Raw genomic sequence first — 15,993 nt, 5'->3', positions numbered from 1 at the left:
CTGCGCAGGAGATCGCCGTGGCCTCCGGGGTAGGCTCCGGCCTGGGAGAGCCGGCCGGGGCCGGGCATGAAGACCGATGTCGATCTTCACTGAAGTCGGACCTGACTCGGACCGAGAACACACACCTGCGCACCATCGGCCCGACTGCTACCCCAGAGCCCTCACCCACAGCGACACCACTTCACCGACAGCCGACCCGGTCAGCCAACCGGGCGGCATCTCGAGCCGAGGATTGACGTGACCATCGACCACGAACTCGACCAGCGCCTCGACGGCCGCCCGAGCACCGGCCTGACCTGGGGCGAGCTGGACCGCCGCGCCGTGGACACCGCCCGGCTGCTCGCCGCCGACGCCGTCCAGAAGGCCGGCAGTGGCCATCCGGGCACCGCGATGAGCCTCGCCCCGGTCGCCCACCTGCTCTACCACTACGTGATGCGGCACGACCCGGCCGATCCGCACTGGGCCGGGCGCGACCGGTTCGTCCTGTCCTGTGGGCACTCCAGCCTGACCCAGTACATCCAGCTCTACCTGACCGGCTACGGCCTCGAGCTCGCCGACCTGCAGGCACTGCGCACCTGGGGTTCGCTGACCCCAGCCCACCCCGAGGTGCGCCACACCGCCGGAATCGAGATCACGACCGGCCCGCTCGGGTCGGGACTGGCCAGCGCGGTCGGCATGGCATACGCCACCCGATTCGAGCGCGGCCTGTTCGACCCCGATGCCGCACCGGGCAGCAGCCCGTTCGACCACACCATCTGGGTGCTCGCCTCGGACGGCGACATTCAGGAGGGCGTGTCCAGTGAGGCGTCGTCCCTGGCCGGCCTGCAGCAGCTCGGCAACCTGGTGGTGGTCTACGACCGCAACCGGATCTCGATCGAGGACGACACCCAGGTCGCGCTCGGAGAGGACACCGCCGCCCGCTACGCCGCGTACGGCTGGCACGTGCAGACCGTCGACTGGACCGGCGGCGCCGGCCCGGAGAGCGGCAAGGCCGGGACCTACCGGGAGGACGTCCCGGCGTTGTTCGACGCGTTGCAGGCGGCGAGGGCCGAGACCGGACGCCCCTCGCTCATCGTGCTGGACACCGTGATCGCCTGGCCGGCCCCGAACCTGATGAACACCGGCAAGTCGCACGGTTCTGCCCTGGGCACCGCCGAGATCCAGGCCACCAAGACCCTGCTCGGGTTCGATCCCGAACAGACCTTCCAGGTGGACGACGACGTGCTGGCTCACACTCGCGCCGTCCGCGATCGCGGTGCCGCCGCCCACGCGGCCTGGAGCACCCGGTTCGAGCAGTGGTCGGCGACAGCCGGCCCCGACCGCGTCGCCCTGTTCGAACGGTTGCGCGAGCGCCGCCTGCCCGAGGGCTGGACGGCGGCGCTGCCCACCTTCCCGGCCGGCAAGGACGTCGCCACGCGCAAGGCGTCCGGCGAGGTGCTCAACGCCATCAAGGATGTGCTGCCCGAGCTCTGGGGCGGCTCGGCCGACCTGGCCGAGAGCAACAACACCACGCTCGAGGGCGAGTCCTCGTTCCTTCCGGCCTCGATCAGCACGCAGGCGTGGGGTCAGGGCGACCCGTACGGGCGGGTGCTGCACTTCGGCATCCGCGAGCACGCCATGGGCGCCATCCTCAACGGCATCGCCCTGCACGGCGGCACCCGGGTCTACGGCGGTGCCTTCCTCGTGTTCAGCGACTACATGCGGCCCTCGGTGCGCCTCGCCGCGCTGATGCAGTTGCCGGTGACCTACGTCTGGACCCACGACTCGATCGGCCTCGGCGAGGACGGCCCGACCCATCAACCGGTCGAGCACATCGCCAGCCTGCGCGCGATCCCCGGGCTGGACGTCGTCCGGCCCGCCGACGCCAACGAGACCGCGTGGGCCTGGCGGATGGCGCTGGAGCACGCCGACCGGCCGACGGCGTTGTGCCTGAGCCGGCAGAACCTGCCCACCGTCGACCGCACGAACGGCGAGTTCGCCGACGCCGCCGGGGTGGCCCGCGGCGGATACGTGCTGGCCGAGGCATCCGGCGGCGCCCCGGCCGTGGTGTTGGTGGCCACCGGATCCGAGGTGCAACTCGCCGTTGAGGCGCGCCAGCAGCTCGAGCAGGAGGGCATCGCCACCCGAGTGGTCTCCCTGCCGTGTCGGGAATGGTTCGACGCCCAGGACGCTGGGTACCGCGACCAGGTGTTGCCGCCCGCCGTACGCGCCCGGGTCTCGATCGAGGCCGGGGTGGGCCAGGGCTGGCGCGAGGTCGTCGGTGATGCCGGGCAGATCATCTCGCTGGAGCATTTCGGTGCCTCCGCCGCCCCGGCCCGGTTGTACGCCGAGTTCGGCTTCACCGTCGAGGCGGTCGTGGCGGCTGCCCGGCAGAGCCTGCAATCCGTCGATTCCACGGGAGGGACCCGATGAGTGCGACCAACCCCGCCGTCGCCGCGCTGAGCGCGGCCGGAGTCTCGATCTGGCTGGACGACCTGAGCCGCGAGCTGATGGCTTCGGGTGAACTCGCCCGGTTGGTGGCCGAGGCCGGGGTGGTCGGGGTCACCACCAACCCGACCATCTTCGCCACGGCGCTGGCCAAGGGCGACCGATACACCGACCAGGTGCGCGCGCTGGCGGCCCGGGGCGCGGATGTCGACCAGGCGGTCTTCGAGATCACCACGGACGACGTCCGCTCGGCGTGCGACCTGTTGCGTCCGGTCTACGAGGCGACCGACGGCCGCGACGGCCGGGTCTCGATCGAGGTGGACCCTCGGCAGGCTCGCGACGGGGCGGCCACCATCGCCACGGCCCGTCGGCTGTGGGCCACCGTCGACCGCCCCAACGCCATGATCAAGATCCCCGCCACGATCGAGGGGCTGCCCGCCATCACCGCGGCCCTGGCCGAGGGCATCAGCGTCAATGTCACGTTGATCTTCAGCCTCGACCGGTACCGCGCCGTGATGAATGCCTGGCTCAACGGGCTCGAGGGAGCGCTGCAGGCAGGTCGGGATCTGTCGCGGATCGACTCGGTGGCCTCGTTCTTCGTCTCCCGGGTGGACACCGAGATCGATCACCGGCTCACCGCGCTGGCCACGCCGGAGGCGCTCGCCGCCCGCGGTGAGGCGGCCCTGGCCAATGCCCGGTTGGCCTACCAGGCCTTCGAGGAGGTGACCTCCACGGCACGGTGGCAGACCCTGGCCGCCGAGGGCGCGCGCCCGCAGCGCCCGTTGTGGGCCTCCACGGGGTCAAGGAGCCGAGCTATCCCGACACCCTGTACGTCAGCGAACTCGTGGCACCCGGCACGGTGAACACCATGCCGGGCAAGACCCTCGACGCCGTGCTCGACCACGGCCCCCTCGCCACCGAGGGTGGCGCCGCCCCTGACACCGTGCGCGGCACCTACGACGAGGCGGCCGAGTTGCTCGACCGACTCGCTGCGCTGGGGATCGACTACGCCGAGGTCGTCGACACCCTCGAACACGAGGGAGTGGACAAGTTCGCCAAGAGCTGGGCCGATCTGCTGGCCACCGTCTCGGACGAGCTCGCCCGAGCCGCCGCCCTCGACGAGGGCGAGTCCGGTCAATGAGCCCTGCCGCCATCACCAAGGGGCGCAACCCGCTGCGCGACGAGCGCGACAAGCGGCTGCCGCGGATCGCCGGACCGTGTGGTCTGGTGCTCTTCGGGGTCACCGGCGACCTGGCCCGCAAAAAGCTCATGCCGGCGATCTACGACCTGTCACACCGAGGGTTGTTGCCACCGGGCTTCTCGCTGATCGGGTTCGCCCGTCGCGACTGGGCCGACCAGGACTTCGAGCAGATCGTGCACGACTCGGTGCGCCAGTACGCCCGGACGCCGTTCCGCGAGGCCGTCTGGCGCCAGCTCGCCGAGGGCTGCCGGTTCGTACCGGGCGAGTTCAGCGACGACGCCGCCTTCGACGAGCTGGCCAAGGTGGTGGACGAGCTCGACTCGGCGCGCGGCACCATGGGCAACTGCGCCTTCTACATGTCGATCCCGCCGAAGTTCTTCCCGGTGGTCACCAAACAACTCGCGCGCTCGGGCCTGTCCGAACCGGTCGGCGACCAGTGGCGCCGGGTGGTGATCGAGAAGCCGTTCGGCCACGACCTGGCCTCGGCTCGCGAGTTGAACACGGTGGTCGAGGCGGTGTTCCCGCCCGACGCGGTGTTCCGGATCGACCACTACCTCGGCAAGGAGACGGTGCAGAACCTGTTGGCGATGCGGTTCGCCAACCAGATGTTCGAGCCGATCTGGAATGCCAACTATGTCGACCACGTGCAGATCACCATGGCCGAGGACATCGGCATCGGCGGCCGGGCCGGGTACTACGACGGCATCGGTGCGGCACGTGACGTGATCCAGAACCACCTGCTGCAACTGCTCGCGCTGACGGCGATGGAGGAGCCGGTCTCCTTCGACGCCCAATCCCTGCGGGCCGAGAAGGAGAAGGTGCTCAGCGCCGTCCGGCTGCCACCCGACCTGGCCAAGCACACCGCCCGCGGTCAGTACGCGGCCGGGTGGCAGGGCGGTCAGAAGGTGATCGGCTATCTCGAGGAGGAGGGCATCTCCCCCGCCTCGGCGACCGAGACCTTCGCGGCGATCCGGGTGGACATCGACACCCGCCGCTGGGCGGGGGTGCCGTTCTACCTGCGCACCGGCAAACGACTCGGACGGCGGGTCACCGAGATCGCCGTCGTGTTCAAGCGGGCGCCGCACCTGCCGTTCGAGCACACCGCCACCGAGGAACTCGGCAAGAACGCCATCGTGATCCGGGTGCAGCCCGACGAGGGCGTGACCATCCGGTTCGGCGCCAAGGTGCCGGGCACCCAGATGGAGGTGCGCGACGTCTCGATGGACTTCGGGTACGGCTCGGCCTTCACCGAGGCCTCCCCCGAGGCCTACGAGCGGCTCATCCTCGACGTGCTGCTCGGTGACCCGCCGCTGTTCCCCCGGCACGAGGAGGTCGAGCTGTCCTGGCAGATCCTCGACCCGATCACCCAGTTCTGGGCAGCCAAGGGCACCCCCGAGCCGTACGGCTCGGGTACCTGGGGGCCGCCCTCGGCGGACGCGATGATGGCCCGCGACGGGCGTTCCTGGAGGCGGCCATGATCATCGACCTGCCCGACACGACCACGGCGGCGCTGAACCGCAAACTGGTCGAGCTGCGTGACAGCGGCGGCGCGGTCGCCCTCGGGCGGGTGCTCACGCTGGTCATCGTGACCGACGACGGCGAGACCGAGTCGGCCATCGGCGCGGCCAACGACGCCAGCCGGGAGCATCCCTGCAGGGTGATCACCGTCGTGCGCGGCACCCGACGCGGGGTGAACCGGCTGGACGCTCAGATCCGGGTCGGCGGGGACGCCGGGGCCAGTGAGGTGATCGTGCTGCGGCTCTACGGGCCGCTGGCCGAGCACGGTCACAGCGTGGTGGTGCCGTTGCTGCTGCCCGACGCTCCGACCGTGGCCTGGTGGCCCGGGATCCCGCCCGAGACACCCTCGACCGATCCGATCGGTGCCATGGCCCAGCGCCGGATCACCGACGCCGCGATGGCCGCCAAGCCGGCCAGGGCTCTGGCCCAGCGATCCGCCACCCATCGCCCGGGCGACACCGACCTGGCCTGGAGCCGGATCACGTTGTGGCGCGGCCTGCTCGCGGCCGCCCTGGATCAGCCGCCCTACGAGCCGGTGCGTTCGGCCACCGTGACCTCGGGGGTCGACAGCCCCAGTGGCGACCTGCTCGCGGCCTGGTTGGCGTTCTACCTGAAGTGCCCGGTCAAGCGGATCCGCACCCAGGCCGGCTCGGGGTTGACCGGGGTACACCTGGACCGCGCCTCCGGCCCGATCGATCTGGTGCGCCCCGACGGCCACGTGGCGCACCTGACTCAGCCGGGCCAGCCCGAACGACGCATCGCCCTGGCTCCCCGCGCCGATCGCGACTGCCTGGCCGAGGAGTTGCGCCGGCTCGACCCGGACGACGTCTACGGCGAGGTGATCACCAAGGGTATGGCCCTGCTGGCGGCCAAACCCACCACCAAACCCACCACCAAGCCCACGACCAAACCGGCAGCCGGATCGGCAGCCAAACCGGCGGCCACCAAGAAGCCGGCAGCGGAGGCCACGGCGTGACGGCGCCGACTGTTGTCGTCCATCGGGACAGCGACGTCCTGGCTCACGCCGTGGTGGCGCGGCTGGTGACCCGGCTGGTCGACGTCCAAGCGGCGCGGGGGCACGCGCACCTCGTGCTCACCGGGGGCGGGACCGGCATCTGGTGTCTGGCCTGTCTGCGCAACAGTCCGGCCTGTGACGCGATCGACTGGTCGGCACTCGACGTCTGGTGGGGCGACGAGCGCTTCCTGCCCACCGGGCACCCCGATCGCAACGCCACCCAGGCGCGAGAGGCCTTGCTGGACCACGTGCCGATCCCGGCCGAGCGGATCCACGAGATGCCGGCCTCCGACCACGCGGTGGACGTCGACGATGCGGCTGCCCAGTACGCCCAGACCCTGAAGCAGTACGCCCGCCCGGAGGATCACGCCGAGGTTCCCTCGTTCGATGTCCTGCTGCTCGGCATGGGGCCGGACGGTCACGTGGCCTCGCTGTTCCCCGAGCACCCGGCCCTGTACGCCGGCGTGGACGACGGACTCACCGTGATCGGGGTTCGGGGCAGTCCCAAGCCGCCCCCCGAGCGGGTCTCGCTGACCATGCCGGCGATCCGGGCCGCGCGAGAGGTCTGGCTGGTCGTCGCGGGAGCGGACAAGGCCTCGGCGGCCGCCGCGGCGTTGACCGGGGCCGGTGAGTTGGCCCTTCCCGCAGCCGGTGCCCGAGGCCGGGCCCGCACCCTGTGGCTGATGGATCGCGCCGCCGCACCCCGGATCTGAAACCCCTCGGTGATCAGGTAATCCGTGCACCTCTGCGCCGTTCGGCCGATGGATCGGCCTGGGCAGCGTGCACGGATTACCTGATCACCGAGGGTTGGGTCAGCGAATGATCTTGCGGCTGCGCAGCGACTCCAGGGCTTCGGCCAGGATGGCCTCGCCGTCGGCGTCGCTCCGCCGCTCCTTCACATACGCCAGGTGGGTCTTGTAGGGCTCGTTCTTGGGTGCCGAGGGCGGATTGTTCTGGTCCTGACCGGCCGGGAAGCCGCAGCGCGGGCAGTCCCAGGTCTCCGGCGGCGAGACACCGGCCTCCTCCGAGAAGCTGGGCTGGGTCTCGTGGCCGTTGGCGCACCAGTACGACACCCGGAACCTGGGGGCCGTCTCCCCCCGCTCGGCCTCGCCCATGGGCCCGGCACCGACACGACTCCCCCGGATGGCGTTGCCACTGGCCACCGATGTTCCTCCTCAGGTCGAGAACTTGCCGAACCGCGCGATTACGCGGCGAATCGATCCATCACGCCGAGCAGGATGATGACCACCGTCCACACCAGGGCGATGGCGATGGTGAACCGGTTGAGGTTCCGCTCGGCCACGCCGCTGGAGCCCAGCGACGACGCCGAGCCGCCCCCGAACATGTCGGACAGACCGCCGCCACGACCCTTGTGCAGCAGGATCAACAAGGTCAGCACCAGACTGGTCAGCAGCAGGAGGACCTGCAGCGTGATTCGAGCCGCCGTCATGCGCTCAGCCTAAGCGATGTCCGGGCGTGCTCCCGCCATGGCGCATCGCAGCAGTTGCGAGAGCTCACGCCGTGACGTGGCTGCGGTACCGGGCGATCGAGGCGAACTCCGCGGCGTCCAGGCTCGCGCCACCGACCAGGGCGCCGTCGACGTCCGGCTCGGACATGATCGAGGCGACGTTGCTCGCCTTCACCGACCCGCCGTAGAGCACCCGGACGCCGGCCGCCAGCTCGGCCGAGTAGAGCTCGGCCAGCTTGGTGCGAATGGCGCCGCAGACCTCCTGGGCGTCGGCCGGGGTGGCCACCTCGCCGGTACCGATGGCCCACACCGGCTCGTAGGCGATGACGATGCTGGCCGCCTGGTCGGCGGGCAGACCCTCGAGACCACCGACGACCTGCGCCAGCGTGTGCTCGATGTGCCGGCCCTCCTTGCGGATCTCCAACACCTCGCCCACACACATGATCGGGGTGAGCCCGTGCTTGTAGGCCGCCTTCACCTTGGCGTTCACCACGGCCTCGTCCTCACCGTGGTATTCGCGGCGCTCGCTGTGACCGATCACGGCGTAGGTGCAGCCGAGCTTGGCCAGGAACGCCCCGCTGATCTCACCGGTGTAGGCGCCGGAGTCGTGTGCGGAGATGTCCTGTGCGCCGTACTTCAGGCCGAGCTTGTCGCCGTCGACCAGGGTCTGCACCGAGCGGATGTCGGTGAACGGCGGGATGACCGCCACCTCGACCTGCTCGTAGTCGTGCTTGCCGTCGGAGAGCGTCCAGGCCAGCTTCTGCACCAGGTGGGTGGCCTGCTGGTGGTCCAGGTTCATCTTCCAGTTGCCCGCCATCAGCGGGACGCGCGTGGTCGCCACGAATCAACCTTCCAGGATCGAGATGCCGGGCAGGGTCTTGCCCTCGAGGTATTCCAGCGACGCGCCGCCGCCGGTGGAGATGTGGCCGAAGGCCGAGTCGGCAAAGCCGAGCTTGCGCACCGCGGCAGCCGAGTCGCCACCGCCGACCACGGTGAGACCGCCGTTGGCGGTGACCTCGGTCAGCACCTGGGCCACGGCCTTGGTGCCGGCCGCGTAGGGCTCCATCTCGAACACGCCCATCGGGCCGTTCCAGAACACGGTCTTCGCGTCGGCGATCTTGGTGGTGAACAGGGCAGCCGACTGCGGGCCGATGTCCAGGCCCATCCGGTCGGCGGGGATGGCGTCGACGCCGTACACGTCGTGCTCGGCGTCGGCGGCGAAGGCGGTCGCGGCGACCACGTCGACCGGCAGCACGACCTCGACGCCCTTCTCGGCAGCCGTGGCCAGGTAGCCCCGCACGACGTCGAGCTGGTCGGCCTCGAGCAGGCTGGTGCCGACCTCGTGGCCCTGCGCCTTCAAGAAGGTGAAGAGCATGCCACCACCGATGATCAGCCTGTCGGCCGTGTTCATCAGGTTGGCGATCACGCCGAGCTTGTCGCTCACCTTGGAGCCACCCAGGACGACGACGTAGGGACGCGCCGGGTCGACGGTCAGTCGGCGCAGCACCTGCACCTCGGCGGCCACCAGACCACCCATGGCGTGCGGCAGCCGCTGGGCCACGTCGTAGACGCTGGCCTGCTTGCGGTGCACCACGCCGAAGCCGTCCGAGACATAGACGTCGGCCAGAGCGGCGAGCTGGTCGGCGAACGCGCCGCGCTCGGCCTCGTCCTTGCTGGTCTCACCGGCGTTGAAGCGGATGTTCTCGAGCACGGCGACATGCCCGTCGGCGAGGTCGGCCACCACCTGTTGCGCCGACGGACCCACGGTGTCGGTGGCGAAGGCCACCGGGCTGCCGAGCAACTCGCCCAGCCGCGCGGCCACCGGAGCCAAGGTGAACTTGGGGTCCGGGGCGCCCTTCGGCCGGCCGAGGTGCGCCACCACGATGACCTTTGCACCGGCGTCCGTCAGCGCCTTGATCGTCGGGAGCGAGGCCCGGATGCGGCCGTCGTCCGTGATGGTCGTACCGGTCTGCTTGTCGAGCGGGACGTTCAGGTCGGAGCGGACCAGGACGCGCTTGCCGCGCACGTCACCCAGGTCGTCCAGCGTTGTCATGACTTCGGCTCCCAGTTGCGGCGAGATGTGGCTGCAGGGTGGTGACGTGCTGATGCCAGTCGGGTGGGCGTGCGCCGTGGCGCACGCCCACCCGAGTGTGGCTGTGGTCGTGCGGACGGATCAGGCGCCGACGATCTTGGTCAGGTCGACGAGACGGTTGGAGTAACCCCACTCGTTGTCGTACCAGCCGACGATCTTGGCCTGGTTGCCCTGCACGGTGGTCAGCCCGGCGTCCAGGGTGCAGGAGGCCGGCGAGGTCACGATGTCGCTGGAGACGATCGGGTCCTCGGTGTACTCCAGCACGCCCTTCAGCGCGCCTTCGGCAGCCTTCTTGTATGCCGCGTTGATCTCTTCCTTGGTGGTCTCGCGACCGAGCTCGACGGTGAGGTCGGTGGCCGAACCGGTCGGCACCGGCACGCGCATGGCGTACCCGTCGAGCTTGCCCTTGAGCTCGGGGATCACCAGGGCGATCGCCCGAGCGGCGCCCGTGGTGGTCGGGATCATGTTGGTGGCGGCGGCACGCGCCCGACGCAGGTCCTTGTGCGGGAAGTCGAGGATGACCTGGTCGTTGGTGTACGCGTGGATCGTGGTCATCAGGCCCTTGACGATCCCGAACTCCTCCAGCAGCACCTTGGCCATGGGGGCCAGGCAGTTGGTGGTGCACGAGGCGTTGGAGATGACGTGGTGCTTGGCCGGGTCGTAGTCGCCGTCGTTGATGCCGATGACGAAGGTGGCGTCCTCGTTCTTGGCCGGAGCCGAGATGATGACCTTCTTCGCGCCGGCCTCGATGTGGGCCTTGGCCTTGGTGGCGTCCGTGAAGTGGCCGGTGGACTCGATGACGACGTCCGCGCCCAGCTCCTTCCAGGGCAGCGCACCCGGGTCGCGCTCGGCGAGCGCCTTGAACGACTTGCCGCCCACGGTGATCGACTCGTCGTCGTAGGACACGTCGAGGCCGAGCCGGCCGAGAATGGAGTCGTACTTGAGCAGGTGAGCGAGCGTCTTGTTGTCGGTGAGGTCGTTGACCCCGACCACCTCGATGTCCGCACCCGAGGCGAGCAGAGCTCGGAAGTAGTTGCGGCCGATGCGGCCGAAGCCGTTGATGCCAACCCGAACGGTCACGTCAAGATCCTCCCTGGACGCCGGTGACGGCGTCGCTACGTGTGGTCAGATACGGCAACCCTATGGGTTACCCCTGCGTACGACCCAACCGGGCCCGGCGCTCGCAGGTGCAGGTCGATGGTCCCGAAGGTCCACCCGGCCGGATCGCATCAGAACGTTTTCATACACTGTTCAACCCACGGTCGCGTGACCGACGTCTCGTCGGCCGCGCGTCGTCGTGTTCGTGGGTGAACCGGTCAGGCGTCGAGCATGTCCGGGGTGAGATTGGCCTCCGTGCCCGGCACGCCGAGCTCGCTCGCCCGCTTGTCGGCCATCGCCAAAAGCCGCCGGATGCGGCCCGCGACGGCGTCCTTGGTCATCGGCGGATCAGCCAGCTGGCCCAGCTCCTCGAGGCTGGCCTGCTTGTGTTCGAGCCGCAGGGTGCCGGCGGCCCGCAGATGGTCGGGCACCTCCTCGCCGAGGATCTCCAGTGCCCGCTCTACCCGAGCCCCCGCGGCCACCGCCGCGCGAGCCGAACGCCGCAGATTGGCGTCGTCGAAGTTCGCCAGCCGGTTCGCGGTCGCCCGGACCTCGCGGCGCATCCGCCGCTCTTCCCAGGCCATCACGGCGCCGTGGGCCCCCAGCCGGATCAACATGGCGCCGATGGTGTCGCCGTCGCGGATCACCACTCGGTCGATGCCGCGCACTTCGCGGGCCTTCGACTGCACCCCGAGCCGACGGGCCGCGCCGACCAGCGCCAACGCGGCCTCCGGACCGGGACAGGTCACCTCGAGCGCCGAGGACCGTCCGGGCTCGGTGAGCGACCCATGGGCCAGGAAGGCGCCGCGCCAGGCCGCCTCGGCATCGCAGGTGGCTCCCGAGACCACCTGAGGGGGCAGCCCCCGCACCGGCCTGCCGCGCGAGTCCAGCAGACCGGTCTGGCGGGCCAGGGACTCGCCGTCCCGCACCACGCGGACGACGTACCGGCTGCCCCGGCGCAGTCCCCCGGGAGCCAGCACGATGACGTCGCTGGTGTGGCCGTAGACCTCGGCGATGTCCTTGCGCAAGCGCCGGGCGGCATGCCCGGTGTCCAACTCGGCCTCGATCACGATCCGGCCGCTGACGATGTGCAGCCCACCGGCGAAACGCAGGGTGGCGGACACCTCTGCCTTTCGGCAGCAGGGCTTCGTCACCGGGAGCCGGCTGAGCTCATCCTTCACCAGCGCCGTCAGAGCCATGGCTGACATCCTGCCATCGCCTCCGCTGCCGTACGGCCGGGCTGCTGATCCCAATTGACGATCCTGGGCCTCCACTGTTCGGCCCCCGTTGCGCCCAACGCGCGCTGATCGGGGGGTGGTTCGGGTCATCGGCCGGCCTCGCGGACCACGTCGCCGACCACTCCGGCGAAGGCATCGCGGTAGGCGGCGGCCAGGCGCAGGGCGTCGTGGCGGGCGGTACCGTCGCCCAGCCCGACCTGGCGCATCACCAGCCGGGCGCCGAGCCGGCGCGCGACACGGTCGAGGGCCTCGGCGTCCTCGACAGCCGAGGGGTCGGCCAACACCAGGTCGATGGTCAGCCCCGGCGCATGATCGGCGAGCACTTCGAGGTGAGCTTGGGCACTCAGCCCCCGCGTCTCGGCCTGAGCGCTGAGGTTCATGGTCACGCATCGCCGGGCGGAGGTCTCGTGTAGCGCGACGGCCAGCTCGGGCACCATCAGGTGCGGCAGCACGCTGGTGAACCACGAGCCCGGCCCGAGCACCACCCAGTCGGCGTCACGGACAGCCGCCACGGCCTCCGGACACGCCGGGGGCCGGCGGGGCACCAGGTGGACCTCGGCGACGTCCCCGGCGGTCTTGGCGACGGCCACCTGCCCACGCACGATGCGTACGGCGTCCGGATCGGCCGCGTCCAGACCGCGCACCGAAGCCTCGATCTCGAGCGGGACGGCCGCCATCGGCAACACGCGGCCGCGCGCACCGAGCAACCGGCCCACCCAGTCCAACCCCGCCACGGGATCCTCCAGCCGTTGCCAGAGGGCCACGATCAGGAGATTGCCCAGGGAGTGATTGTCCATCGGGCCGGTGCTGTGGAATCGGTGCTGAAGCACATCACGCCACAGTCGCCCCCACTCGCCGTCCTCACACAGGGCCGACAGCGCCATGCGCAGGTCGCCGGGGGGCAGCACGCCGAACTCGCGGCGCAGCCGTCCGGAGCTGCCGCCGTCGTCGGCCACCGTGACCACCGCCGTGAGCCGATCGGTCAAGTGGCGCAATGCCTGCAGCGAGGCAGCCAGACCATGGCCACCCCCCAGCGCCACGACAGCGCCCGGGCCACTGCGCCCGATCACTCCCGCCCCAGGTCTCGATGGACCGTGGTGGCGCGCACGCCCTCCGCGCCGAGCATTCGCGCCAGCGCCTCGGCCATGGCCACCGATCGGTGCTTCCCCCCGGTGCACCCGACAGCGATGGTCGCGTAGCGCTTGTTCTCGCGAACGTACCCGCCGAGCACCGGCTGCAGGGTCTGGGCGTAGTACTCGAGAAACTCCTTGGCCCCCTCCTGCGAGAGCACGTAGCTGCTCACCGAGGTGTCCAGACCGGTCCGTGGCCGCAGCTCGGGGATCCAGAACGGGTTGGGCAGGAAGCGCACGTCGGCGACATGATCGGCGTCCAGCGGAATGCCGTACTTGAACCCGAACGACATCACGGTCAGCCGTAGCCCTGGGCCGCCGGCGTCACCGAAGGCCTGCGCCACCTTGGCCGACAGCTGGTGCACGTTCAGGTGAGAGGTGTCGATCACGGTGTCGGCCCGGCCCCGCAGCTCGGTGAGCAGCTCACGTTCGCGTTGGATGCCGTCCAGCAGCCGGCCCTCGCCCTGCAACGGGTGGGGGCGGCGCACGGATTCGAACCGGCGCACCAGAGCGCTGTCCTCGGCGTCCAGGAACAGCAACCGGTGGCCGATCCCCCGTTCGGCCAGTTCGGCCAGGGCCTGGTTCAGCGCCGAGAAGAACGACCGGCCCCGGACGTCGACAGCGACCGCCAGGTGGCCCACCTCGGGAGCGGTCTTGCTGACCAGGTCGACCAAGGAGGAGATCAGCGCCGGCGGCAGGTTGTCGACCAGGTACCACCCCAGATCCTCGAGCACCTTGCCCGCGGTCGACCGGCCGGCCCCCGACATCCCGGTGATGACCAGCAGTTCCGCGTTCTCACTCAAGAAGCTCTCCCGTCGCCGCGTCGAATGCCGGCATCGCCGCCGGCTGCTCGGGACCCCTCCCGAGTTCGCTGCCCACCCCGACATCAGTGCCCACCCCGAGCGCCGCCATGACCGATGCTGCCACGCTCGGACCGATTCCCGGCACCGAAGCGATGTCTTGCAGGTCGGCTGCCCGCAACCGCTTCACCGAACCGAAGGCCGTCAGCAGCGCCTTCTTGCGCACCGGGCCGAGACCCGGGACGGCGTCCAGCTCGCTGACGGTCATCGCCTTGCTCCGCCGTTGCCGATGGTGGGTGATGGCGAATCGGTGCGCCTCGTCACGCAGCCGCTGCAGCAGGAACAATCCCTGGCTGCTGCGCGGCAGCACCAGCGGCAGATCCTGTTCCGGCAGCCAGACCTCCTCGAGCCGCTTGGCGAGCCCACACAGCGCCACGTCCCCGATGCCCAGTTCGGTCAGCGCCCGCGCCGCGGCGGCGACCTGTGGCTGGCCCCCGTCGACCACCACGAGGTGAGGTGGATAGGCGAACCGGCGGCGTTCGGCCGGTTCGCCGTCCACGGTGGGCTCCTCGGCCAGACGGGTCTGGTCCTCGAGGTAGCGACGGAACCGACGGGTGATCACCTCATGGATCGAGCTCAGGTCGTCGCTGCCCTCGCGCACCGTGAACCGGCGGTACTCCGAGGTCCGGGGAAGGCCGTCCTCGAAGACCACCATCGAGGCGACCACGTGCTGGCCCTGGATCGTCGAGACGTCATAGCACTCGATCCTCAGCGGCGCCTCGGCGAGCCCCAGGGCTTCTTGAATCTCTTGCAGGGCAACGCTTCTGGTGGTCAGGTCGCCGGCCCGCCGAGTCTTGTGCAACGCCAGCGCGGCGCTCGCGTTGCGCGCCACGGTCTCCATCAGGGCACGCTTGTCCCCGCGCTGTGGCGTCCGGATGTGCGCCCGGCTGCCGCGCAACCGGCTCAGCCAGGCCTCGAGCAAGTCGGCCTGGGCCGGCGCCTCGGGCACCAGGACCTCACGCGGTACCGGGGTGCCACCACCGGCGCCGCCGGCCTCTGCGACGTCACCGGCCTCGCCGTAGACCTGCTGCAGCAGGTGCTCGATCAGGTCGGCCGTGGAGAGATCCTCGACCTTCTCGACCACCCAGCCCCGTTGACCGCGCACCCGGCCGTCCCGCACGTGGAACACCTGCACCGCGGCTTCCAGATCGTCCTCGGCGAGACCGAACACGTCGGCGTCGGTGCCATCGGGCAGCACCACGGCATTGCGTTCCAGGGCGCGGCGCAGCGCTGCGGCATCGTCGCGCAGCCGCGCGGCCCGCTCGAACTCGAGCGATTCGGCGGCGTCGGCCATGTCACGCTCGATGCGGCGCAGGAACCGTTGGGTCTGACCGGACATGAAGTCACAGAAGTCCTGGGCCAGCTGCCGGTGCTCCGCCGCATCCACGGTGCCCACGCACGGCGCCGAGCACTTGCCGATGTAGCCCAGCAGGCACGGGCGGCCCACCTGACCGGCCCGTTTGAAGACCCCGTTGCTGCAGGTCCGCACCGGGAACACCCGCAACAGCAGATCCACCGTCTCGCGGATGGCCCAGGCATGGGCATAGGGCCCGAAGTATCTGGTGCCCTTGCGTTTCGCGCCGCGCATCACCTGGACCCGGGGATAGGTCTCGCCCATGGTCACGGCCAGGTACGGATATGACTTGTCGTCGCGGTACTTGACGTTGAACCGCGGGTCGAACTCCTTGATCCAGGCGTACTCCAACTGCAGCGCCTCGACCTCGGTGGCCACCACGGTCCACTCCACAGAGGCCGCGGTCAGCACCATCGACTGGGTACGTGGGTGCAGCGTGGTGAGGTCGGCGAAGTAGGAGGTCAGCCGCTGGCGCAGGCTCTTGGCCTTGCCGACATAGACCACACGACCGTGTTCGTCCCGAAACCGGTACACCCCTGGCGATTCGGGGATCTCCCCCGGCCGGGGTCGGTAGTTCGCCGGGTTGGCCACG

Annotated in this window: 13 protein-coding genes and 1 pseudogene; 5 read left to right on the top strand and 9 right to left on the bottom strand. The window is 70.3% G+C overall.

What is annotated here, in order from left to right:
• The first annotated feature begins 243 nt into the window (after positions 1-243).
• The 5 genes and pseudogenes from IPK24_14155 to pgl all read left to right on the top strand — a co-directional run bounded on the left by IPK24_14155 (position 244) and on the right by pgl (position 6,874).
• Positions 244-2,412 carry a transketolase gene (locus IPK24_14155; protein MBK8076667.1) on the top strand — a complete coding sequence of 723 codons (2,169 nt, stop codon included), beginning with the start codon at positions 244-246 and terminating at the stop codon, positions 2,410-2,412.
• A pseudogene (tal, locus tag IPK24_14150) lies at positions 2,409-3,568 on the top strand (transaldolase). The gene IPK24_14155 and the pseudogene tal overlap by 4 nt, the downstream one beginning before the upstream one ends.
• Complete coding sequence (locus IPK24_14145; protein ID MBK8076666.1) at positions 3,565-5,106, top strand: glucose-6-phosphate dehydrogenase; 1,542 nt, start codon at positions 3,565-3,567, stop codon at positions 5,104-5,106. The pseudogene tal and the gene IPK24_14145 overlap by 4 nt, the downstream one beginning before the upstream one ends.
• Positions 5,103-6,122: a glucose-6-phosphate dehydrogenase assembly protein OpcA gene (opcA, locus tag IPK24_14140; GenBank protein MBK8076665.1), complete on the top strand. Its 1,020-nt coding sequence runs from the start codon at positions 5,103-5,105 to the stop codon at positions 6,120-6,122. Before IPK24_14145 ends, opcA begins: the two co-directional genes overlap by 4 nt.
• The gene (gene pgl / locus IPK24_14135) at positions 6,119-6,874 is read left to right on the top strand and encodes a 6-phosphogluconolactonase (protein ID MBK8076664.1); all 756 of its coding nucleotides are present in this window, start codon (positions 6,119-6,121) and stop codon (positions 6,872-6,874) included. Before opcA ends, pgl begins: the two co-directional genes overlap by 4 nt.
• 99 nt (positions 6,875-6,973) lie before the next feature.
• Here the strand turns inward: pgl and IPK24_14130 are convergent, their stop codons facing one another.
• The 9 genes from IPK24_14130 to uvrC form a co-directional block, all read right to left on the bottom strand.
• Positions 6,974-7,324 carry an RNA polymerase-binding protein RbpA gene (locus tag IPK24_14130; protein ID MBK8076663.1) on the bottom strand — a complete coding sequence of 117 codons (351 nt, stop codon included), beginning with the start codon at positions 7,322-7,324 and terminating at the stop codon, positions 6,974-6,976.
• A gap of 41 nt (positions 7,325-7,365) precedes the next feature.
• A complete protein-coding gene (secG, locus tag IPK24_14125; protein MBK8076662.1) occupies positions 7,366-7,611 on the bottom strand; it encodes a preprotein translocase subunit SecG in 246 nt (81 codons plus the stop codon).
• 64 nt (positions 7,612-7,675) lie between these two features.
• The gene (locus tag IPK24_14120) at positions 7,676-8,470 is read right to left on the bottom strand and encodes a triose-phosphate isomerase (protein MBK8076661.1); all 795 of its coding nucleotides are present in this window, start codon (positions 8,468-8,470) and stop codon (positions 7,676-7,678) included.
• A gap of 3 nt (positions 8,471-8,473) precedes the next feature.
• The gene (locus IPK24_14115; GenBank protein ID MBK8076660.1) at positions 8,474-9,682 is read right to left on the bottom strand and encodes a phosphoglycerate kinase; all 1,209 of its coding nucleotides are present in this window, start codon (positions 9,680-9,682) and stop codon (positions 8,474-8,476) included.
• Positions 9,683-9,802: 120 nt separating this feature from the next.
• The gene (gene gap, locus IPK24_14110; GenBank protein ID MBK8076659.1) at positions 9,803-10,801 is read right to left on the bottom strand and encodes a type I glyceraldehyde-3-phosphate dehydrogenase; all 999 of its coding nucleotides are present in this window, start codon (positions 10,799-10,801) and stop codon (positions 9,803-9,805) included.
• A 236-nt stretch (positions 10,802-11,037) separates the two neighbouring features.
• Positions 11,038-12,018 carry a DNA-binding protein WhiA gene (gene whiA, locus IPK24_14105; GenBank protein MBK8076658.1) on the bottom strand — a complete coding sequence of 327 codons (981 nt, stop codon included), beginning with the start codon at positions 12,016-12,018 and terminating at the stop codon, positions 11,038-11,040.
• Positions 12,019-12,143: 125 nt separating this feature from the next.
• A complete protein-coding gene (gene yvcK, locus IPK24_14100) occupies positions 12,144-13,127 on the bottom strand; it encodes a uridine diphosphate-N-acetylglucosamine-binding protein YvcK (GenBank protein ID MBK8076657.1) in 984 nt (327 codons plus the stop codon).
• Complete coding sequence (gene rapZ, locus IPK24_14095) at positions 13,124-14,074, bottom strand: RNase adapter RapZ (GenBank protein MBK8076656.1); 951 nt, start codon at positions 14,072-14,074, stop codon at positions 13,124-13,126. The genes yvcK and rapZ overlap by 4 nt, the downstream gene beginning before the upstream one ends.
• A complete protein-coding gene (uvrC, locus tag IPK24_14090) occupies positions 13,983-15,992 on the bottom strand; it encodes an excinuclease ABC subunit UvrC (protein MBK8076655.1) in 2,010 nt (669 codons plus the stop codon). The genes rapZ and uvrC overlap by 92 nt, the downstream gene beginning before the upstream one ends.
• Position 15,993 lies beyond the last annotated feature (1 nt).

This window comes from Kineosporiaceae bacterium (assembly GCA_016713225.1).
Taxonomy (GTDB): domain Bacteria; phylum Actinomycetota; class Actinomycetes; order Actinomycetales; family Kineosporiaceae; genus JADJPO01.
This window is presented reverse-complemented; position numbering and strand designations above follow the sequence as displayed.

Coding starts and splice junctions, on each gene's coding strand:
- IPK24_14145 (MBK8076666.1), top strand. CDS start 3,565: ATGAGCCCTGCCGCCATCACCAAGGGGCGCAACCCGCTGCGCGACGAG.
- opcA (MBK8076665.1), top strand. CDS start 5,103: ATGATCATCGACCTGCCCGACACGACCACGGCGGCGCTGAACCGCAAA.
- secG (MBK8076662.1), bottom strand. CDS start 7,611: ATGACGGCGGCTCGAATCACGCTGCAGGTCCTCCTGCTGCTGACCAGT.
- IPK24_14115 (MBK8076660.1), bottom strand. CDS start 9,682: ATGACAACGCTGGACGACCTGGGTGACGTGCGCGGCAAGCGCGTCCTG.
- whiA (MBK8076658.1), bottom strand. CDS start 12,018: ATGGCTCTGACGGCGCTGGTGAAGGATGAGCTCAGCCGGCTCCCGGTG.
- rapZ (MBK8076656.1), bottom strand. CDS start 14,074: ATGTCGGGGTGGGCAGCGAACTCGGGAGGGGTCCCGAGCAGCCGGCGG.